21 protein-coding genes are annotated in these 19650 nt (G+C 65.3%); 9 read left to right on the top strand and 12 right to left on the bottom strand.

What is annotated here, in order from left to right:
- Positions 1 to 91: 91 nt before the first annotated feature.
- Genes C5P05_RS15810 through C5P05_RS15800 form a run of 3 tightly spaced genes read left to right on the top strand, consistent with a single transcriptional unit; the run spans position 92 to position 2647 of the window.
- Complete coding sequence (locus tag C5P05_RS15810; protein ID WP_114970811.1) at positions 92 to 292, top strand: ferredoxin; 201 nt, start codon at positions 92 to 94, stop codon at positions 290 to 292.
- Positions 289 to 1425 (top strand): NAD(P)/FAD-dependent oxidoreductase, encoded by a 1137-nt coding sequence (locus tag C5P05_RS15805; RefSeq protein ID WP_114970810.1) that lies wholly within the window; start codon positions 289 to 291, stop codon positions 1423 to 1425. The genes C5P05_RS15810 and C5P05_RS15805 overlap by 4 nt, the downstream gene beginning before the upstream one ends.
- A gap of 34 nt (positions 1426 to 1459) precedes the next feature.
- The gene (locus C5P05_RS15800; RefSeq protein ID WP_114970809.1) at positions 1460 to 2647 is read left to right on the top strand and encodes a cytochrome P450; all 1188 of its coding nucleotides are present in this window, start codon (positions 1460 to 1462) and stop codon (positions 2645 to 2647) included.
- Positions 2648 to 2663: 16 nt separating this feature from the next.
- Here the strand turns inward: C5P05_RS15800 and C5P05_RS15795 are convergent, their stop codons facing one another.
- Positions 2664 to 3551 carry an SDR family oxidoreductase gene (locus C5P05_RS15795; RefSeq protein ID WP_114970808.1) on the bottom strand — a complete coding sequence of 296 codons (888 nt, stop codon included), beginning with the start codon at positions 3549 to 3551 and terminating at the stop codon, positions 2664 to 2666.
- 206 nt (positions 3552 to 3757) lie between these two features.
- Here C5P05_RS15795 and C5P05_RS15790 point away from each other — a divergent pair, with 206 nt between their 5' ends.
- Positions 3758 to 4144, top strand: a complete 387-nt coding sequence (locus C5P05_RS15790; RefSeq protein ID WP_114970807.1) for a winged helix-turn-helix transcriptional regulator — start codon at positions 3758 to 3760, stop codon at positions 4142 to 4144.
- Between the two features lie 11 nt (positions 4145 to 4155).
- Here the strand turns inward: C5P05_RS15790 and C5P05_RS15785 are convergent, their stop codons facing one another.
- On the bottom strand, positions 4156 to 4779 hold the full coding sequence (locus C5P05_RS15785) for a LysE/ArgO family amino acid transporter (RefSeq protein ID WP_114970806.1): 624 nt from the start codon (positions 4777 to 4779) through the stop codon (positions 4156 to 4158).
- Positions 4780 to 4986: 207 nt separating this feature from the next.
- On the opposite strand from C5P05_RS15785, the gene C5P05_RS15780 reads away from it, so the two are divergent.
- Together C5P05_RS15780 and C5P05_RS15775 are read left to right on the top strand one after the other, a co-directional pair.
- Positions 4987 to 5961, top strand: a complete 975-nt coding sequence (locus tag C5P05_RS15780; protein ID WP_198674742.1) for an SRPBCC domain-containing protein — start codon at positions 4987 to 4989, stop codon at positions 5959 to 5961.
- A gap of 93 nt (positions 5962 to 6054) precedes the next feature.
- Positions 6055 to 8004 carry an acyl CoA:acetate/3-ketoacid CoA transferase gene (locus tag C5P05_RS15775; protein ID WP_114970804.1) on the top strand — a complete coding sequence of 650 codons (1950 nt, stop codon included), beginning with the start codon at positions 6055 to 6057 and terminating at the stop codon, positions 8002 to 8004.
- A 6-nt stretch (positions 8005 to 8010) separates the two neighbouring features.
- Here C5P05_RS15775 and C5P05_RS15770 read toward each other — a convergent pair whose 3' ends face one another.
- Both C5P05_RS15770 and C5P05_RS15765 read right to left on the bottom strand, forming a co-directional pair.
- A complete protein-coding gene (locus tag C5P05_RS15770) occupies positions 8011 to 8418 on the bottom strand; it encodes a tautomerase family protein (protein ID WP_114970803.1) in 408 nt (135 codons plus the stop codon).
- Between the two features lie 2 nt (positions 8419 to 8420).
- Entirely contained in the window at positions 8421 to 8702 is a 282-nt protein-coding gene (locus tag C5P05_RS15765; protein ID WP_114970802.1) for a hypothetical protein, read from the bottom strand.
- A 128-nt stretch (positions 8703 to 8830) separates the two neighbouring features.
- Between C5P05_RS15765 and C5P05_RS15760 the strand changes: the two genes are divergently transcribed.
- Genes C5P05_RS15760 through C5P05_RS15750 form a run of 3 tightly spaced genes read left to right on the top strand, consistent with a single transcriptional unit; the run spans position 8831 to position 10849 of the window.
- Complete coding sequence (locus tag C5P05_RS15760) at positions 8831 to 9760, top strand: LysR family transcriptional regulator (RefSeq protein ID WP_114970801.1); 930 nt, start codon at positions 8831 to 8833, stop codon at positions 9758 to 9760.
- Positions 9761 to 9767: 7 nt separating this feature from the next.
- Positions 9768 to 10349 (top strand): phosphatidylglycerophosphatase A, encoded by a 582-nt coding sequence (locus C5P05_RS15755; RefSeq protein WP_114970800.1) that lies wholly within the window; start codon positions 9768 to 9770, stop codon positions 10347 to 10349.
- Entirely contained in the window at positions 10346 to 10849 is a 504-nt protein-coding gene (locus tag C5P05_RS15750) for a CinA family protein (RefSeq protein ID WP_114970799.1), read from the top strand. Before C5P05_RS15755 ends, C5P05_RS15750 begins: the two co-directional genes overlap by 4 nt.
- Before the next feature lie 89 nt (positions 10850 to 10938).
- Here C5P05_RS15750 and C5P05_RS15745 read toward each other — a convergent pair whose 3' ends face one another.
- The 8 genes from C5P05_RS15745 to phbB form a co-directional block, all read right to left on the bottom strand.
- The gene (locus C5P05_RS15745; RefSeq protein WP_114970798.1) at positions 10939 to 11622 is read right to left on the bottom strand and encodes a DUF6781 family protein; all 684 of its coding nucleotides are present in this window, start codon (positions 11620 to 11622) and stop codon (positions 10939 to 10941) included.
- 165 nt (positions 11623 to 11787) lie between these two features.
- On the bottom strand, positions 11788 to 13158 hold the full coding sequence (locus C5P05_RS15740; RefSeq protein ID WP_114970797.1) for a sigma-54-dependent transcriptional regulator: 1371 nt from the start codon (positions 13156 to 13158) through the stop codon (positions 11788 to 11790).
- Positions 13151 to 14995, bottom strand: a complete 1845-nt coding sequence (locus C5P05_RS15735; RefSeq protein ID WP_114970796.1) for a sensor histidine kinase — start codon at positions 14993 to 14995, stop codon at positions 13151 to 13153. The genes C5P05_RS15740 and C5P05_RS15735 overlap by 8 nt, the downstream gene beginning before the upstream one ends.
- A gap of 59 nt (positions 14996 to 15054) precedes the next feature.
- Positions 15055 to 15234: a cytochrome bd-I oxidase subunit CydX gene (gene cydX, locus C5P05_RS15730; protein WP_114970795.1), complete on the bottom strand. Its 180-nt coding sequence runs from the start codon at positions 15232 to 15234 to the stop codon at positions 15055 to 15057.
- 11 nt (positions 15235 to 15245) lie between these two features.
- Complete coding sequence (gene cydB / locus C5P05_RS15725) at positions 15246 to 16385, bottom strand: cytochrome d ubiquinol oxidase subunit II (RefSeq protein ID WP_114970794.1); 1140 nt, start codon at positions 16383 to 16385, stop codon at positions 15246 to 15248.
- Positions 16378 to 17970, bottom strand: a complete 1593-nt coding sequence (locus C5P05_RS15720) for a cytochrome ubiquinol oxidase subunit I (RefSeq protein ID WP_114970793.1) — start codon at positions 17968 to 17970, stop codon at positions 16378 to 16380. The genes cydB and C5P05_RS15720 overlap by 8 nt, the downstream gene beginning before the upstream one ends.
- A 207-nt stretch (positions 17971 to 18177) precedes the next feature.
- A complete protein-coding gene (locus C5P05_RS15710) occupies positions 18178 to 18861 on the bottom strand; it encodes a DUF6781 family protein (protein WP_114970834.1) in 684 nt (227 codons plus the stop codon).
- Positions 18862 to 18871: 10 nt separating this feature from the next.
- Positions 18872 to 19621, bottom strand: coding sequence for an acetoacetyl-CoA reductase (gene phbB, locus C5P05_RS15705; RefSeq protein ID WP_114970791.1), 750 nt, complete (start codon positions 19619 to 19621; stop codon positions 18872 to 18874).
- Positions 19622 to 19650 lie beyond the last annotated feature (29 nt).

Genomic DNA, 19650 nt, shown 5'->3' with positions numbered 1-19650 from the left:
AGTCAACTTCCTTCGCTACCGGCCAAGACGCTCGCGCAGTGCCATCCTACAGTGCGCTCCATGACGTGTTCGATACGTCAAAGGAGACGATATGCACTTTGAACTGGATACCACCCGTTGCGACGGATTCGGCTTTTGCGCCGATGCCGCGCCCACCCTGATTCGACTCGATGACGACGGTCAGGTCGTGCTGCTCAAGCTCGAACTGACCGAGGCCGACCGCACCCAGGCCGAGTCCGCCGTGCGCGCTTGCCCGGTCGCCGCCTTGCGCCTGTGCGCAGCCCAGCCATGAGCCAGGGCTTGCGCACCGTGATTGTCGGTGCCTCCCTGGCGGGCGTGACAGCCGCCACCACCTTGCGCGCTATGGGCGATGCCGGTGAAATCACTTTAGTGGGCGACGAAGCGCACGCGCCCTACAGCCGCCCCCCTTTGTCCAAGGACCTGTTGCTGGGAAAAGTGGCGCCGCAAGCCTTGATGCTGCCGCCCTTGCCAGCGGATTTGGTGCTGCGCCAGGGGGCGGCTGTTGCGCTGGATCGGGCCACCCGCACGGTGCTTCTGGCCGACGGCGAACGTATCCCTTATGACCGGCTGGTCATTGCCAGCGGCGCCCGCGCCCGGCGTTTCGTGCCGCAAGGCCAGGTGCGGGAATGGCATGTACGCGGGCTGGATGACGCCTTGGCACTGCGTCAGCGGCTGCTGCAAAGCGGCACGCGGGTGCTGGTCATCGGTGCGGGCTTTATCGGCATGGAGGTGGCTTCCGTCTGCCGCGAGTTAGGCTGCGAAGTGAGTCTGCTGTGCCGACGTGAACCCGTGGTGGACAGTCTGGGGCCGTTTTTGGCCCGGCGTTTTGCACAGGCGGCGCAGGCTCACGGGGTCGTGTTGCACCGGATCAAGGAGCCGGGGCGGCCGCTGGTGACGCGGGGTCGGCTCACAGGCGTGGCCTGGGACGACGGCCGCCGCCTGGAGGCCGATGTGGTGATCACCGCCATCGGCTGCCAGCCCAATGTGGAATGGCTGGCCGGCAGTGGCCTGGGCGGTCCGGCGGGCGTGGCGGTGGATGCCTATTGCCGGGCGGCACCCGACATCGTGGCCGCAGGCGATGTGGCGCTGTTCAGTCCCGTGCCAGGGGCGGCGCCACGGCGCATGCCGTTTTGGACCCACGCCGTCGAGCAGGCCCGTGCGGCAGCGGCGACGCTGGTGCAGGGCGATGCCGCCCAGCCTTACCACTGTGCCCCTTATGGCTGGACCGCCGCCTTTGGCCTGGCGGTCAAGCTGGCCGGGATGCTGCCACCGCAGGGCACGCCAGAAGTGATCGAGGGCAATCTTGACCAGGGGCTGCTGCGTTGGCAGGGCCCACACGGCAGCACGTTCGCCGCCCTCAACCACAAACTGCCCGCCATCAAATTACGCCGCCTTGCGGCATGACGCCCCACAACCCCAACCCACCAGGAAACAAACCATGAGCACTCCCCTCAAGCATCTGATCAGCGACATTGACTTGTTCAGCGATGGCGCCTTGCATCATCCCTACGCCTTGTTCAGACAGCTTCGAGACCTGGGTCCGGCGGCGTATTTAAGTCAGCAAGGTCTCTGGTTCATCGGCCGCTATGAGGAAGCGCGCACGGCTTTGGGTGACTGGCAGACCTGGTCCTCGGCGCAGGGCATTGGGCTGAATCCGGTCATCAACGAGGCCTGGGCCAGCGCGCTCATTTGCACCGACCCGCCGGTGCACACCGAGCAGCGCAAACTTTTCATGGATCGCCTGGGACCGCGCCAGCTCAAACCGCTGGATGCCACCATCACGCAACGGGCCGAAGAACTGGCTGAGCGCATCGTGCAAATGCAGACCTTCGACGCCGTCAAGGACGTGGCGCAAGACCTTCCGGTCAACGTCATCATGGACTTGATTGGCTGGCCCGAAGCGGTGCGTGGCGGCTTGCTGGAATTGGCCAACGGCAGCTTCAACGCCTGTGGCCCGGACAATGACCGCATGCGCGGAGCGCTGCCCCAGTTGGACGCCCTGATGCAGTTCGTCAGCGGTATTTATGACGCTGGCACGCTGGTGCCGGGCGGCTTCGGCTCGACCATTGCCGATGCGGCCAAGCGAGGCGACATTCCGCGTGAAGCAGCTATTGGCCTGTTGGTCGGCTATGTGGTGGCGGCCTTCGACACCACCATAAGCGCCATGACCAGCGGCGTCATGCTGTTCGCGCAAAACCCGGAACAGTGGGACTTGTTGCGTGCGGATGAAACCCTGGCCGCTGCAGCATTCAACGAAATCCTGCGCATGGAAAGTCCCATTCAGCACTTCTCTCGCGTGGCGACCCGCGATGTGGATTTGGGAGAGGGCGCCGTGATTCAGGTGGGCCAGCGCGCCCTCATCAGCTACGCCTCGGCCAACCGCGACGAACGGCACTTTCCCTATCCCGAACGTTTCGATATCACCCGCCGCCCGCTCGACCATTTGGCCTTCGGTCTGGGCAACCACGGTTGCGCCGGCCAGGGCCTGGCACGGCTGGAAGGCCATGCGGTGTTCAAGGCGCTGGCCAAGCGAGTCAAGCGCTTTGAACTCGTGGGCGAGCCGATGCGCGGGTTCAACAACATCACGCGCAACTGCGAACGAGTGATGGTGCGCGCAGTGTGCTGAATTTAAGGTGCGCCGGTCACAAAAAAGCGGCCCGGTTTTCTACCAGGAAGTCGCGCAGCGCCCGCGGGGCGCGACCGGTCAGCTTGGTGAAGTCGCCACTGACCGCGCTCACGTTACCGGCGGCGGTGTTCACGTCGAATGCCACGAGCAAGGGAACAAAAATGGGCGAAACACCGGCAGCGGTCATGCCTTGCGCCAAAGCTTCCGGCGACACCTGGACCACCGCGATCGGCTTGCCGAACACGTCGCTGGCCAGCGCGGCGATCTCGGCTGTGCTGTAGGCTGCGGCGCCTGTCAGGTTGTAAGTCACCTTGTCCGTGGCGGCAGAGGCCAGTGCCAGCGCCGCCGCGTGGGCGCAATCGTCGCGCGAGATATGGGCAATCTTGCCCTCGCCGGCCGCGGTGTACCAGTGGCCGCCGGCCAGCACTTGCGGCAAATTCATCTGCAGGTTTTCCATGTACCAGCAGTTGCGCAACACCGTCCAGGTCAGCGCGCTGGCGGCCAATGCCTGCTCGGTGCCAAAGTGGTCAGGCGCGAACGGAATCGGCGAGCCTGGCTCAGGTTGGGGCATGGAGGTATAGACCACATGCTTGACCCCGGCCTTGACTGCCGCGGCCACGGCAGCCTGGTGCTGTTCAAGGCGGCGCCCCGGACGGTCGAGCGCGTCGGTGCTGACCAGCAACAGGCACTGCGCGCCCTCGAACGCCTGCGCCAGCGAAGCACTGTCGTCGAAGTCGGCTTGGCGCACCACAACACCCAAGGCGGCCAGATCGGCCAGGGTCTCGGGCTTGCGGGTGGTGGCGATGATGCGGCCGGCGGGCACCTTCAGGGTTTGCAGCAGGTGATGGATGACGCGGCGGCCCAGGTGGCCAGAGGCGCCGGTGACGAGCAAGGTGTCGGACATGAGGGATTTCCTTTGACGTTGAAACTACAGGGTTAAAAACAGGCTTCGCCAGGATGCAAAGCCAGCACGTTCAATTGGTATATATTTGGAACCAACTTTTCTATTTAGCGTTGCTGATGTAATGGTACTGACTTGAACTTGAAATTCAAGCAGGGTTTCAAAAGTCACCTGGTATCACGCACGTAACCACCCCCCAAGGAGCCGGCATGACGGTGCATAAATCGAAAGTCGACTGGGCCGAGCGCTGCCCGATTCGCGATGTGCTGGAGCGCATGGGCGACCGCTGGAGCATGCTGATCCTGTTCACGCTGGGCGACCATGAGCGCCTGCGCTTCAGTGCCCTCAAGAACGAGATTGGCGACATCTCGCAGCGCATGCTGTCGCAAACGCTACGCCGGCTGGAGCAGGACGGCCTGGTGTCGCGCACCGCCTTTGCCACCATCCCCCCGCGCGTGGATTACGCGCTGACGCCGCTGGGGCATTCCTTCCTGGAGCCGATGCGAAAGCTGCTCCAGTGGGCCGAGCAAAACCATGAACTGGTTCGCGAGGCCCGGTCCGCCTATGTGCCGCCGCCCCGGCATGAAGCGCTGTAAGAAATACGCCGTCAGCGCAAGCCACTCACAACATAAGCCGCCAGACCCATCATGGCGGCCGCTACAAACGCATCCAGAGCCTGCCAGGCCTTGGGTTCGGTCATCAGTCTCTGGGCGCTGCGTGCACCCGTCACCAGCGCGAGAAACCACATGAATGAGGCCGAGGTCGCGCCGAATGCAAAGCTCATCTGTTTCGCTCCGGGCAAGGCAGCGCCATACGTTCCTATCACCAGCACGGTGTCCAACCACGCCACCGGGTTGAGGAGCGAAACTGTCAGCAGCGCAGCAAGGCTCCTCCCCCGGGTCATGACGGCGTCTTGATGGGCGAGCCACGAGACACCTGCTGCGCCGACGAAAGCCCGCCTTGCGGCCAGCAGACCGTGTCCAACCATCAGGGCAACACCCAGCCATAAGGCGGCGGTCTGCAGCGCCGGGGCACGACCCAGCGCTGCGGAGGCGCCGGCCATTCCCAAGCCAATCAGAAGCGCGTCGCTGAGCACACCCACGGCCAGCAGTTCAGTTGCAGGTCGTTGAAACAAGGCTTGCCGCAGAATCAGGACGTCTTTAGGTCCAGGGCACACAAACATGCCAAGCCCGAGGGCGAAGCCTTGCACAAACGCGGAGATATCGAACATGATTCATGCCGACAACCTCCGAAGCTGAACCGGGAAAGATAAGGAAGCCAAATGGTAGCAACGGACCAGCCCGTGCGCTTCACCAGCGACGGGCTGGAGGATGTCAGGCGGGCTGCAGGGTGTCAGAAAAACAGACTTGAAAACTTGCTTCTCCCTCACTTTAATGAGTTCAGTCACTCTGCCCCAACTGACACAGGAGGCCTGACCATGGATACCAGCACCCTGCGGCCTGTCGCCGCCGACGAATTTGCCATTTCCCGCCTGCTGCACGCCGCGCGTGCACTGGTGTGGCAAGCCTGGACCGAACCGAACCACCTGAAGCGCTGGTGGGGTCCGCACGGCTTTGACATCCCGCAGTGCGACATGGATGTGCGCGTGGGCGGCGCCTACCGCGTGGTGATGCGCAGTGCCGACGGCGTGGACTTTTCCCTCACCGGCGAGTTCCGAGAAGTGAAGCCGATCGAACGCCTGGTGATGACCATGGACTGCACGGAGCACCCGCCGGCGTGGCATGACCTGGTGCGCGCCAACCGGGCGCCGGGCGACGACAACCCGGCTGGCGTGATGACGCTGACCGCCACCTTCGATAACCTGGGCGAAGCGACCCAATTGAGCATTCGCACGCGTTTTGAATCCGCCGCCATCCGTGACGCCCTGCTGAAAATGGGCATGCTGGACGGCTGGTCGCAAAGCCTGGAGCGGCTCGACACGCTCGTGGTCCATGAATCGGGCGCGGCCGACCGGCACATCCTGGTCAACCGCCTCATCGATGCGCCCCGCGAACGCGTCTTTGCCGCCTGGACTGATCCGGCGCAGGTGGTGCAGTGGTGGGGGCCACGCGGCTTTCGCACCACCAGCGCGTCGATGGACGTGCGCGAAGGTGGCGTATGGCGCTTCACCCTGCAGGGGCCGGACGCCACGATTTACCGCCATAAACTGGTGTACGACGCGGTGTTGGCACCGGAACGCCTGGTGTACGAGCACTGCGATGACGTGCCGGACGGCCCCATCCACTTCCGCAGCACCGTCAGCTTTGCCGAGCACGGGGACAAGACGTATCTGAGCCTGTTCATGCTCTTTCCCACAGCCGCCCGGCGCGACCAGATGGTGCGGGACATGGGCACCATCAAGGATGGCAACCAGTCGCTGGACCTCTTGCAGGAATTCCTGGCACGGGCTTAGACAGGCTTTGAATTGGTCTGAAAAAGCCTGTCGGGCGCGCGGCTTGTCGGCTATCCTTGGCGCGACAAAACTCGCCATTTGAAGGTCCACCGCATGCACACGCATTTCAACGATCCGCAACCGACCGGTATGCGACGCAACAAGGTGGTCAGCGCGGCCGAGGCCGTGCGCCTGATCCACGATGGCGACACCGTGGCCACCGGCGGCTTTGTCGGCATTGGTTTCGCCGAAGAAATCGCGGTGGCGCTGGAAGCGCGTTTTCTGCAAACCCAGACGGAGACCGGCCAGGGCGCCCCGCGCGACCTGACCCTGGTCTATGCCGCGGGCCAAGGCGACGGCAAAACCCGCGGCCTGAACCACCTGGGCCACGCCGGGCTGTTGCGCCGCGTCATCGGTGGCCACTGGGGCCTGGTGCCGGCGCTGCAAGAGCTGGCCGTGAACAACAAGATCGAGGCCTACAACCTGCCCCAAGGCGTGCTGGCGCATCTGTTCCGGGACATTGCCGCCGGCAAACCCGGCACCCTGACCCATGTCGGCCTGGACACGTTTGTCGACCCGATTCACGGCGGCGGCAAAGTCAACCAATGCACCACCGAAGACCTGGTGCGCCGCATCAAGATCGACGGCAAGGATTACCTGTTCTACAAGGCCTTTCCGATCACCGTCGGCATCATCCGCGCCACCACGGCCGATCCCGATGGCAACCTGACCATGGAGCGCGAAGCCCTGACCCTGGAAGCCCTGGCCATTGCCATGGCGGCGCACAACAGCGGCGGCATCGTCATCGCGCAAGTGGAGCGCCTGGCCGAGCGCGGCACCCTGAACCCGCGCCATGTGAAAGTGCCCGGCGTGCTGGTCGACGCGGTGGTGATTGCCACCGACCCGGCACACCACATGCAAACCTTCTCGGAGGCCTACAACCCGGCTTACTCGGGCGAGATCCGCATCCCCATGGATTCGCTGCCGTCGATGGCGCTGACCGCGCGCAAGGTGATTGCCCGGCGCGCCGCCTTGGAGCTCAAAGCCAATAGCGTGGTCAACCTGGGCATTGGCATGCCCGAGGGCGTGGCCTCGGTGGCCGCTGAAGAAAAAGTGATCGACCTGCTGACCCTGAGCACCGAGCCCGGCGTGATCGGCGGCATACCGGCCGGTGGCCTGAGCTTTGGCGCCGCGGTCAACACCCAGGCCATCATCGACCAACCCAGCCAGTTTGACTTTTACGATGGCGGTGGACTGGACATTGCATTTTTGGGACTGGCACAGGCCGATGCGCAGGGCAACCTCAACGTCAGCAAATTTGGTGCCCGGCTGGCGGGGGCCGGCGGCTTTATCAACATCAGCCAGAACGCCAAAACCGTGGTTTTTGTCGGCACTTTCACGGCCGGCGATTTGCAGGTGGAGGTCGACAACGGCCGCCTGCAGATTCGCAGCGAAGGCACGCAGCGCAAGTTTGTGCAGCAGGTGGAACACCGCACCTTCAGCGGCCGGGTGGCGCGGGCGCGCGGTCAGCAGGTCTTGTACGTGACTGAGCGCTGCGTGTTCCGGCTGGCGGGCACCCCCGAGGAACCCGCGCTGGAGTTGATCGAACTCGCCCCCGGGGTGGACTTGCAACGCGATGTGTTGCTGCACATGGACTTTCTGCCGCTGATCAGTCCGCACCTGAAGAGCATGGACGCCGTGCTGTTTGCCCCCGAGACCATGGGCCTGCGCGAACGCCTGCTGGCGACGCCCCTGGCCCAGCGCCTGGAGCTGGACCGCGAACACCGTCTGTTGTTCATCAACTTTGAGGGGCTCTCGATCGACAGTGCTGACGACATTGCGGCCGTTGAAGCGCAGGTCACGCAACTGCTGGCACCCCTGGCATCACAGGGCGAGCGGGTGGCGGTGGTGGTGAACTACGACGGCTTCAACATTGCGCCCGCGCTGACGGATGCTTACTCCGCCATGGTGCAGCGGCTGACGCAGCGCTATTACAGCCGCGTGACCCGCTACGGCACGGGCGGTTTTCTGAAAGCCAAACTCGAAGGGCGCGCGGGCCGCTGAGCCCCCTTAAGCCGCCACTGGCGCGCGGGTTTGCCGGCGCGCCGCCTGGGTCTGGCCGCCGTAACCCCAGTCGGTGGCGGGTACCTCGCGCACGATGACGTAACTGGCGAGGGCCAACGGCTGGCCGCGGCCCAGCTGGTGCTGCAGTTCCTCGAACGCGGCGGCAATGAAGGCTTCTTTTTCCTGCGCCGTGTTGGTGCCGGCGGTGATGCTGATCTCCAGGAACGCCGTCGGCCCGGTCACATCGCTGCCGCCGATGTGCCAGCGGGCGGCCGGCACATCGTCAATCATCACGGCCGTGACCTCCGGGCGTTTGCCCAGATGCAAGGCCGTCAGCCGGGTGAGTGCGCCCGCCAGCGCGCGGTAGTGCGAGGGGTTTTGCAGGGGCGAGACTTTGAGTTGCAGGGTCGGCATGCTCAGGCTCCTGATGGTGTTGTTGGCTTGTGGGCAGAGGTGCTGGTACTGCGTTCGCGCCCGTGGCGTGCCAGCCGGGCCTTCAGGCGCGCCGCACTTCGCTCGGACACAGCCTGGCCGGTCTGCAGGCTGCGCTGCCAGACGGCGTCGGCCCCACGCCAGAAATCGTCCACGGCTTCGCCGCCGACATGTTGCATGGCTTCGCCGCGCAGGCGCTGGGCCTCGGCTTTGGCCAGGTCGTGCAGGCGGGCCTGCGCAGTGACATCGAGAAGGGTTGTGAACATGGTGGGCTCCGGTGGGTTAAGGATGATTCAAGATGGTTTGAACTTTATTGAATAAACCAATGCTCGGAAACCACTTAAAAACCAAATTGGTTTTGCATTAACTGCAATACCAGACCACAATTGCCGCCATGCAACTCCAACTCGATGACGTCGCCCTGTTCGCCCGCATCGCCGAACTGGGCACCCTCTCGGCCGCCGCCCGCGAACGCGACGTGACTGTCAGCCAGGTCACGCGTTCGCTGGCGCGGCTGGAAGCGGCTTGCGGCGTGCGCCTGCTGCACCGCAGCACCCATGGCCTGAGCCTGACCGACGAGGGCGACACATTTCTGGCCTACGGCCGGCGCCTGCTGGACACCACGGCGGAACTCGGCAGCGAGCTGACCGGCAAGCTGACCGGCCCGAGCGGCTGGGTGCGGGTGAGCATGAGCCCCTTGCTGGCGCAGATGGTGATTGCGCCCAGCCTGAACGGGCTCTACCAGCAATACCCGCAACTGCACATCGACATCGCCGCCGACGACCGCATGGCCGACATGGCGCGCGAGGGCATCGACATCGCCATTCGCACCGGCACGCCCAACAGCGAGACGCTGGTGGCGCGCCAGATCGGCGACTACAGCCGCTCGCTGTATGCGGCGCCCGCCTACCTGGCCCGCTACGGCACACCGCAGCACCCGGACGAGCTGGCGCAGCATCACCTGCTCGCCAACAGCGCCAATCCGCTGCTCAATCGCTGGCCCTTCCATGCCAGCCCGCCCCCCAAGGGCAGCAGTGAACTGGTGGTGGCCGGACACACCCGCACCGACAACTCGGCCGTGATGATGAGCCTGGTGGAGCAAGGGGTCGGCATTGGCCGCCTGATGGACCTGCTGGCGCGCCCGCTAGTCGTCCGGGGTGCCTTGGTGTCGCTGCTGCCAGACCACTTCGCCAGCCCGCGCGTGCCGATTTATGCCGTGATGCTGCAGGAACGCCACCGCCTGCCCAAGATCCGCGCCTGCATCGATTACTGGGCTGGGTGGCTGGCGAAGATGACACAAGCGCCAGGCCCTGCGCCACGATAATCGCGCCATGCTTGATAACGAGTCTTTTCCTGATAACCGGGTGACAAACCACCCCACGCCATCCGACCCGGTGCGGCCCAGCGCCCGCTTCATGCTGTCGCACCCGGCGCACTTCATCGCCATGGGTTTCGGCTCGGGCTTAAGCCCGGTGGCGCCCGGCACGGCCGGCACTTTATGGGCCTGGCTGGCGTTTGTGGCGCTGCAGCCGTGGATGAACGACATGCGCTGGGCCGTGCTGATTACCTTGTCGCTGCCCCTGGGCTGGTGGGCCAGCACCGTCACAGCCAGAAACATGCGCGTGCTCGACCCGGGCAGCGTGGTGTGGGACGAGATCGCCGCCTTCTGGCTGGTGCTGTGGCTGGTCACACCTGCGGGCTGGTTAGGCCAGTTGGTGGCCTTCGCCCTGTTCCGTTTCTTTGATGCGGTCAAGCCCGGCCCGGTGGGTTGGGCGGACGCGCTGTTTCATGACGTCGATACCGCCACCGACCCCGCAGCCTGGCGCAAGGCCGGCTTTGGCATCATGCTGGACGATCTGGTGGCGGCGGCTTGCGCCCTGCTGGCGATCGCTGCCTGGAGGTTTTATTTATGACTCAATCACTATCAAAAGAAGAGCTATTTACACCCTACCTGTGCGGGCTAGTGGCTGATTTACTCCAAATAAAAGGTTTGAAGCTGGTCACCGCCGAAAGCTGCACCGGCGGCATGATTTCAGCCGCCTGCACTGACTTGGCCGGCTCCAGCAACTGGTTTGACCGCGGTTTTGTCACCTACTCCAACGACGCCAAAACCGAGTTGCTGGGCGTTGAAGAGCGCTTGCTACGCCGCGCCGGCGCCGTCTGTGAAGGTGTGGCGCGCGCCATGGTGGAAGGCGCCCTGGCGCATTCGCACGCTCAGGTGGCCGTGGCCGTCACCGGCGTCGCCGGCCCCACCGGCGGCAGCCCGGCCAAGCCGGTCGGCACGGTCTGGTTCGGCTTCGCCGTGCCGGGGCAGGTGGTGACCGAGAAATGCCACTTTGACGGCGACCGGGCGCAAGTGCGGGCGGCGACCGTGCGGCACGCGTTGGCGCGGTTAGTGGAGCTGCTGGGCTAAAGCGGCGGAGACGGCAGATGCCGCCTGGTTCGTGGCTGCACCACGAGGCCTCAGCCGCACCAGTCAACTCCTGTCGCTGTGTCCCCCGTTCACTTCTTGCGCGACTTGCCGGCACCGGGCGCCGCGCCGGATTGCACGCCTTCGGACATGCCGATCAGCACGCCGCTGACCAGCGCGGCGTAGCTGTCGAGCATGGTCTGCGCGGCACGCAAGCCGCTGGCCCGACCATCGCGCAAGGCCGTCTGGGCCTGGACCAGCAGCTGCTCGACCGCCACGCCGGCCTGCGCGCCGGTGTCCGTGCCTTTGATCTTCATGCTGTCGAGCACCTGCTGCCATGGCGCTTGCAGTGCGCCGCCGCCGCCCTGGCTGGCCTTGGACACGGTCGTGAAAAAGACGTCCTCCATCTTCTCCAGATGGTCCAGCGCGCTTTTCATCGGCTTGTCCTTCAGGTCCACGCCCTGCTCGACAAACTGCTGCAAGGCCTTGCGCTGGGCCTCCACCGCCTGCAGCAAGGCGGCGTCCATGCCGGCAAAGGCCTTTTCCAGCAGGTCCGCTACATCGGGCCCGGCCGTCGGGTTCTGTGCGGCACCGGTGGAGGCGGCCTCGGTCACGGTTTTCAACACCTTGCGGATGTTTTCGACGGTCAACTCGCGCCCCTGCAGGGCCTTGAGCGTGGCCTCACTCACCGCCTTGCGCAAGGTCTCGCCCTGCTGGGCGGTGGCTTGCGCAAACATGGTGACCAGCGCGTCCTGGTCGATTCCTGACTTGATCATGGTGTTCTCCTCATTGCATGTGTTGACCGCCGTTGTTGGCGATGTTGGGCAGGACTCTGGCGTCCAGCATCGCTTGCGGAACAGCCGTCAATATCTTAGCCCGAATGGCGCCCGGCGAGGGGAATTGACTGTCACGCCTTTTGTGCGACCGCAAGTGCCAGCGCCTTAGTCAGGCCGTTCACTGTCATGCCTGAACTCGTCCGTTGAAATCCGCAGCCGGCGCAGCTTGTCGTACAGGGTCTGCTTGGGCAGGCCCAGCGCCTTGGTGGTGTGCGCCACATCGCCGTGGTGGCGCCGCAGTTCTTCCGTGATCAGCGTGCGCTCAAAGTGTTCAACCTGCTCCGGCAGGCTGCTGGTCAGGGCCGGCGAGCCAGCGCTTAAGCTCAGGCTGTCGCCCAGCAAGCCCAGCACAAAGCGGTCCGCCACATTGCGCAGCTCGCGCACATTGCCGGGCCAGTTGTGGGCCATCAGCTCGGCCAGTTGCGAGCTGCTGAGCAAAGGGGCGGCGCGTTCGTAGCGGCTCGCGGCCAGCAGCATGAAATGCTCGAACAGCAGCGGAATGTCCTCGCGCCGCTCACGCAGCGGCGGCAGCTCGACAAAGGCGACGCCAATGCGGTAGTACAAATCGGCGCGGAATTTTTGCCGGTCGCTCAGGGTTTTGAGATCTTCCTTGGCAGCGGCGATGACGCGGCAATCGATGGGAATCGCCTTGTTCGAGCCGATACGCTCGATGCTGCGCTCCTGCAAGGCGCGCAAAAACTTGATCTGTACCGCCATCGGCATGCTCTCGATTTCGTCCAGAAACAAGGTGCCGCCCTGGGCATGCTCGAACTTGCCAATGCGCACGCGGGTGGCGCCGGTGAAGGAGCCCACTTCGTGGCCGAACAGTTCGCTCTCTGCCAGCGCCTCGGACATGCCGCCGCAGTTCAGCGGCACGTAGTTGGCGCGGCGCCGCTCGCTGTGCTCGTGCAGGCAGCGTGCCACCAAATCCTTGCCGGTGCCGGTCTCACCGTAAATCACCACGTCGGCCGACGTGGCCGCCAGGGTCAGCACGGTGCGGCGCACCTGCTGCATCTGGGCCGAGCGCCCCAGCAGCACGGCCTGGATGCCATGCCAGTTCTCCAGTTCGTCGCGCAAGGCCTGCACCTGTAGCGTGAGATGGCGTTTTTCGGCGGCCCGGCGCACCACGGCGACCAGGTGCTCCGACGGAAAAGGCTTCGCGATGAAGTCATAGGCGCCTTGGCGCATCGCCTGCACGGCCATCGCGATGTCGCCGTGGCCGGTGACCAGGATCACAGGCAGATCGGCATCGATGGCGTGGATCTCGTTCAGCCAATCGGTGCCGCTCAATCCGGGCAGCTTGACATCGCTCAGCACCACGGCCGGCACGCCGACGCGGATGCGCGCACGCGCTTCCTCCACCGAGGCAAAGCTGTCGACGGCCAGCCCGGCCAGCTCCAGCGCCTGGGTACTTCCCAGGCGCACATCGGCGTCGTCCTCGACGAAGATCACCCGGATGGGCTGTGTCTCACTCATGGGGTTCTGTCTCCTGTGGATGGGCCAGCGGCAATTCGATTTCAAAGCAGGCGCCCGCGCCGTCCCGGTTGAAGGCCCGCAGGCTGCCACCGCACTCACGCACGATGTGCGCCGAGAGCATCAGGCCCAGGCCCAGGCCGGTGCCGACCGGCTTGCTGGTGACGAAGGGCTCGAACAGGTGCGCCAGGATGTCGGCGCGAATGCCGGGGCCGGTGTCGCTGACCCGGATTAGGCAGCGCCCCGGCGCCGGATCGACCACGCAGGCCTGCACCTGCAGACGCCGCAACGGGGATGCCGCCATGGCATCGATGGCATTGCCCAGCAGATTGACCAGCACCTGCTCCAGCCGCGCTTCGTCGCCCAGTGCGGCCAGCTCGGCGGGCTGCACCTGTACCACCAGTTCCACGCCGTTGTCGCGCAGACGTTGCGAGACCAGGAACTGTGCGTTGGCGATCACCTGCTGCAAGGCCACCGGCACGCGCACCGGGCTGGCTTTGTGGGCAAACGCCTTGAGCTGGTAGGTCAGGCGGCCGAGGCGGTCCACGAGGTGCGCGATGCGCAACAGATTGCCGCGCACGTCGTCCAGCCGATCCTGCTCCAGCAGCACACAAGCGTTGTCCGACAGCGTGCGCAAGGCGCCCAGCGGCTGGTTGAGTTCGTGCACCACGCCGGCCGACATCTGGCCCAGCGCGGCCATTTTTCCGGCGTGCACCAGATCGCTTTGCGTGGCCCGCAGATCGGCCTCGATCGCCTTGCGCGCCTCGACTTCCTCGCCCAACAAGGAGATGGCACTTCGCAGCTCGGTGGTGCGCGCCGCGACCTTGGCCTCCAGGCTGTCATGTGCGGCCTGCAGCGCGGTTCGGCTGGCGAGCTGATGGCGGATAGCGCGCTGGCGCTGCCACAGCACCATCGCCAACAACAGCAGCACCGAGGTACCCAGCGCGGCGGTGATGGCGGCATAGCGGGCCCCGGCGCGTACCGGCGCCACCTCGTCGAGCACCAGCAGGCGCCAGCCGGACTGTCGCACTGGCCGCGCGGAGCTCAGGTAGCCGATGCCGTCTACGCTGGCCAGAGCCGGGGCGCCAAGCGGGCCTTGCGTCTCGCGCCAGTCCAGCGGTGCCAGCGTGGCCTCGCCGTAGGGCCGCGTGCTGGCGATATCGGCCAGCACCGGCGGCGCCAGCGCGCTCAGCGGCCGGAACTTCCATTCTTCGCGCGAGGACAGAATCACCACGCCGCGTTCATCGACCAGCAGCACCGTGCCGGGGAGTTTTTTCCAGGCGGCTTCCGCCTCTTCCAGGTTGACCTTCACGGTCGCCACGCCGCGCTGCAGGCCCTGATGGCGCAAGGCGTAGGACAGGTAGTAGCCCGCGCGCTTGCTGGTGATGCCGACGCCATAGAAGCGGCCCCGCCCATGCGCCAGCGCTTCCTTTACGTAGGGCCGAAACGACAGGTCCGTGCCGACCGGCGTGCCCGGATCGTTCCAGTCGGAGGCGGCCAGGCCAACACCGGCCTGGTTCAGCACATACAGATTGGACGCACCAGCCGTGGCGTTGATACCCTGCAGGTAACGGTTGACCTCGTCGCGCAAAACCGGGTTGTCGGGGGCGGCCAGCAGGGCGAAGACGCCCGGCGTCATCTCCAGCAACGAAGGCAGGTATTCGTAACGCGCCAGATCGCTCTCCAGCCCCACGCCCACCATGTCGAGCCGGTGTCCGGCGGCATCGCGCAGACGCTCCAGCCCGTTGCGCATGGCGACGGCATGACCCGCCAGCGCGGCGGCCGTGATGATGGCGATGGCGGCCATCCAGCTCAAGGCCCGTTTTGTCGTTTTGCTCATGGGGTCTCTACTCGGTGCATTGCATCGAGTCAGTGTGCCATGAAGCGTGGCTGCCACCATCAGGGTTTGACCGGGGAGACCGGGGACGCAGGCTGGTGGTCCGAGCGCGATTCGAAGCGTCCGCGCGTGTGCGCCTCGTCCAGCTCGCCGAAGGCATAGGACGCTTCCAGCCACAGCACGTTGATGAGGCCAAAAGCCAGGGCCAGGCCGAGCCCCAGGATCCAGGTGAAGTACCACATGTGTTCACTCCTCAGTAAAGCCGCTTGCCATCGCTGCGCACCTGCTCGACCGTGATCGGCCCGCGCAGCACCCGGTAGACCCAGCCGGTATAGAGCAGGATCAGCGGCACGAACAGCAGCACCACCCACAGCATGATCTGCAGTGTCTTGGGACTGGAGCTCGCGTTCCACAAGGTCAGGCTCGCCGCCGGCGCCAGCGACGAGGGCAGCACAAACGGAAACAAGGCCACGCCGGCCGACGACAGCGTGGCGATGACCGCGCCGGCGCTGCTGCAAAACGCCAGGCGGGAGTGCCGGGCCCCGGTCAAGGCCAGCGTGGCGGCAATCGCCAGCAGCGACGCCCCCGGTAACACCAGCAAGCCGGGCGCGCGGACGTAGTGGTCGGCCCAGGCCGCCGGCGCCATCACCAGCTGCGACGCGAGGGCGGCCGACAAGGGCGACAGGCCGCTGCCGCCGGCCATGCGCAGACCCGGCAGGCTGCTGGCCAGCCAGGCGCCGCAGCCGAGCAAGAGCACGGCCAGGGCGGCGCCAATGCTCAGCGTCCAGCGCTCGATGCGCTGCGCCAGCGCGCCTTGCGTGCGCAGGCGCAGGTAGGCGCCGCCGTGCATCATGCACAGCAGCGTGGCCGCCAGCGCCACCAGAACGGCGAATGGATGAAACAGATCGAGAAAACCGCCGCGGTAGACCGAGCGGAAATCATCGTCCAGCTGGAACGGCAGGCCGACAAACAGGTTGCCCAGCAGCAGGCCGAACACCAGCGTGGGCACCAGGCCGCCCACGAACAAGGCCCAGTCCCAGGTGGCACGCCAGCGCGTGTCGGCCAGCTTGCTGCGGTAGTCGAAACCGACCGGCCGCAGGAACAGCGCGAACAAGGCCAGCAGCATCGCGAAATACAGGCCGGAAAAGCTGACCGCGTACACCAGCGGCCAAGCGGCGAAGGTGGCCGCCGTCGCGGTCACCAGCCAGGTCTGGTTACCCTCCCAGGTGGCGCCCACGGCGTTGAGCACCACGCGGCGCTCGTCATCGGTCTGGCCAACCCAGGGCAGCAGGATCAGCGCCCCGAGGTCAAAGCCGTCGGTCAGGACAAAGCCGATGATCAACACCGCGATGATCAGCCACCACGCGAGTTTCAGGGTCTCGATCTCAAGCATGGTTCGCTCCCGGGGTCGATGGCGACTTGGAGGGTGACTCGAAATGGTAGCGCCCCAGGCCCAGACTGCTCGGCCCCAGCCGGGCGTACTTGACCATCAGGAACAGCTCGACCGCCAGCAGCACGGCATAGAACACGAGAAAAGCGCCCAGGCTGCGCAGCAAGTCGCCGGTGCTGAGGCCGCTGGATGCACTCAGGTAGGTGGGCAGCACGCCGCTGATGGTCCAGGGCTGGCGGCCGGCTTCGGCCACATACCAGCCCAGTTCGGCCGCCACCCAGGGCAACGGGATCGAGAACAGCGCGGCGCGCAGCAACCAGCGGCGCGGCGCCACATCGCGTCGCGCCAGAAAATAGAAGGCGCAGCCGAACACCAGCAGAAACCACAGGCCCAGTCCCACCATGCCGCGAAAGGCCCAAAACAGCGGCGCGACCGGCGGAATGGTGTCGGCGCTGGCCTGAAGGATCTGCGCCTCGCTGGCGTCGACCACGGCGGCGGTGTATTTCTTGAGCAGCAAGCCGTAGCCAAGGTCGCGGCCGGCCTCCTGCCACACCGCCAGCACCGCCGGACCGCGGTCGCCGCGCTTCATGGCCTGCAGCGCACCGTAGGCCCGCATGCCGGAGCGAATGCGGACCTCGGCCTCGCGGCGCAAATCCTTCAGGCCGACCACCGGCGTGTCGGTCGAACGGGTGGCGATCAGGCCCAGCGCCCAGGGCACATGCACGGCATAGTCGGAACGCTCCGTGGTTTCGTTGGGGATGCCGAACACCATGAAGGAGGCCGGCGGCGGCTGGGTTTCCCACTCGGCCTCGATCGCCGCGAGTTTGACCTTTTGCACTTCGCCCGCGGTGTAGCCCGATTCGTCACCGAGCACGATCACCGACAGCGCCGAGGCCAGGCCGAAGGCAGCGGCAATCGCAAACGAGCGCAGCGCAAACGCCACGTCGCGGCCCCGGAGCAGATAAAACGAACTGATGCCCAGCACGAACATCGCGGCCGTGACGTAGCCGGCCGCCACCGTGTGCACGAACTTGGACTGCGCCGCCGGGTTGAAGATCAGCGCGGCCATGCTGCTCAGCTCCATGCGCAGGGTCTCGGTGTTGAACTCGGCGCCGACCGGGTTTTGCATCCAGCCATTGGCGATCAGAATCCACAGCGCCGACAGATTCGAGCCCAGCGCCACCAGAAAGGTCACGCCCAGGTGTTGCACCCGGCTCAAGCGATCCCAGCCGAAGAAGAACAGGCCGACAAACGTTGACTCCAGGAAGAAAGCCATCAGGCCTTCGATCGCCAGCGGCACGCCGAAGACATCGCCCACATAGTGCGAGTAATAGGCCCAGTTGGTGCCAAACTGAAACTCCAGCGTCAGGCCGGTGGTGACGCCCATGGCGAAGTTGATGCCGAACAGCTTGCCCCAGAACTGCGTCATGTCCTTGTAGATGGCCTTGCCGGTCATCACGTAAGCCGATTCCATGATGACCAGCAGCCACGACAGGCCCAGCGTGAGGGGCACGAACAGAAAGTGAACCATCGCGGTCGCGCCGAATTGCAGGCGCGACAGGTTCACCACATCCAGATCAACGTTCATCCACTGGTCTCCCCAAGTTGGCCGGCAGGCCCAAAAGCTGTTGCGCCGTCCGCTCCTGGGCGAGCGCACGGCCCGGCTTCGGGCCGCTTGACAGCGCATGCAACAGCAGACTCAGCAGCACCGTCTTGACGAGCAGGACGACTGCGATCTCGCGCGCCAGTGGCGAGCTGCGGCGCAGGGGTGCCAGCAGCCCGCGCCAGGCCCGGATCACTTCTTGCGGGACCGGCTCGCAGCGGACGCGGTCCCGGGCGGCACGCTCTCCGACATGCCGATCAGCACGCCGCTGGCCAGCGCGGCGTAGCTGTCGAGCATGGTCTGCGCGGCACGCAAGCCGCTGGCCCGACCGTCGCGCAAGGCCGTCTGGGCCTGGACCAGCAACTGCTCGACCGCCACGCCGGCCTGCGCGCCGGTGTCCGTGCCCTTGATCTTCATGCTGTCGAGCACCTGTTGCCAGGGCGCTTGCAGTGCGCCGCCGCCGCCCTGCGTGGCCTTGGACACGGTCGTGAAAAAGACGTCCTCCATCTTCTGCAGATGGTCCAGCGCGTTCTTCATCGGTTTGTCCTTCAGGTCCACGCCCTGTTCGACAAACTGCTGCAAGGCCTTGCGCTGGGCCTCCACCGCCTGCAGCAAGGCCGCGTCCATGCCGGCAAAGGCCTTTTCCAGCAAGTCCGCCACATCCGGCCCGGCGGTCAGGTTTTGTGCCGCACCGGTGGAGGCGGCCTCGGTCACGGTCTTCAAGACCTTGCGGATGTTCTCCACCGTCAACTCGCGCCCCTGCAAGGCCTTGAGCGTGGTCTCGCTCACCGCCTTGCGCAGGGTTTCGCCCTGCTGGGCGGTGGCTTGCGCAAACATGCTGACCAACGCGTCCTGGTCGATTCCTGATTTGGTCATGGTCTTGTCCTCATTGCATGTGCTGACCGCCATTGATGGCGATATTGGCCCCGGTCACAAAGGCCGCTTCCTGGGATGCCAGGTAGATGATCAAACCCGCCACCTCCTCCGGCTTGCCCAGGCGCCCGACCGGAATGTTGGGCAGGATCTTGGAGTCCAGCACCTCCTGCGGAATGGCCGTCACCATCTTGGTGCCGATGTAGCCGGGCGAGATGGTGTTGACGGTCACGCCCTTCTTCGCCACTTCCAGGGCCAGCGCCTTGGTGAAGCCGTGCACGCCGGCCTTGGCGGCCGAATAGTTGGTCTGGCCGAACGCGCCCTTGGAGCCGTTGACCGAGGACACGTTGATGATGCGGCCCCAGTTGCGCTCGACCATGCCGTCGGCGACCTGCTTGCTCATGTTGAACAGGCTGTCCAGGTTGGTGCGCAGCACCGCGTCCCAGTTCACCTTGTCCATTTTCTTGAAGGTCATGTCGCGCGTGATGCCGGCGTTGTTGACCAGCACGTCGACCGGGCCGAGTTGCGCCTGCACCTGGGCCACGGCGCCGGCGCAGAAATCGATGTCGGTCACATCGCAGGGCACGGCCAGGATGTCATAGCCGTTGGCCTTCATCTGGGCCACCCATTCGGCGTGCTTGCTATTGCCGGGCGAGTAGGTCACGGCGACTTTGTAGCCGGCATCGACCATCTTGGTTGAAATCGTCTCGCCCAGGCCGCCCATGCCGCCGGTGACCAGAACCACGCGTGTTGCTTGTGTCATGTTTTGTGTCCTTTTTCTGTTTGCTGTTT

The sequence above is a fragment of the Rhodoferax ferrireducens genome, assembly GCF_003347515.1.
GTDB lineage: Bacteria > Pseudomonadota > Gammaproteobacteria > Burkholderiales > Burkholderiaceae_C > Rhodoferax.
This window is presented reverse-complemented; position numbering and strand designations above follow the sequence as displayed.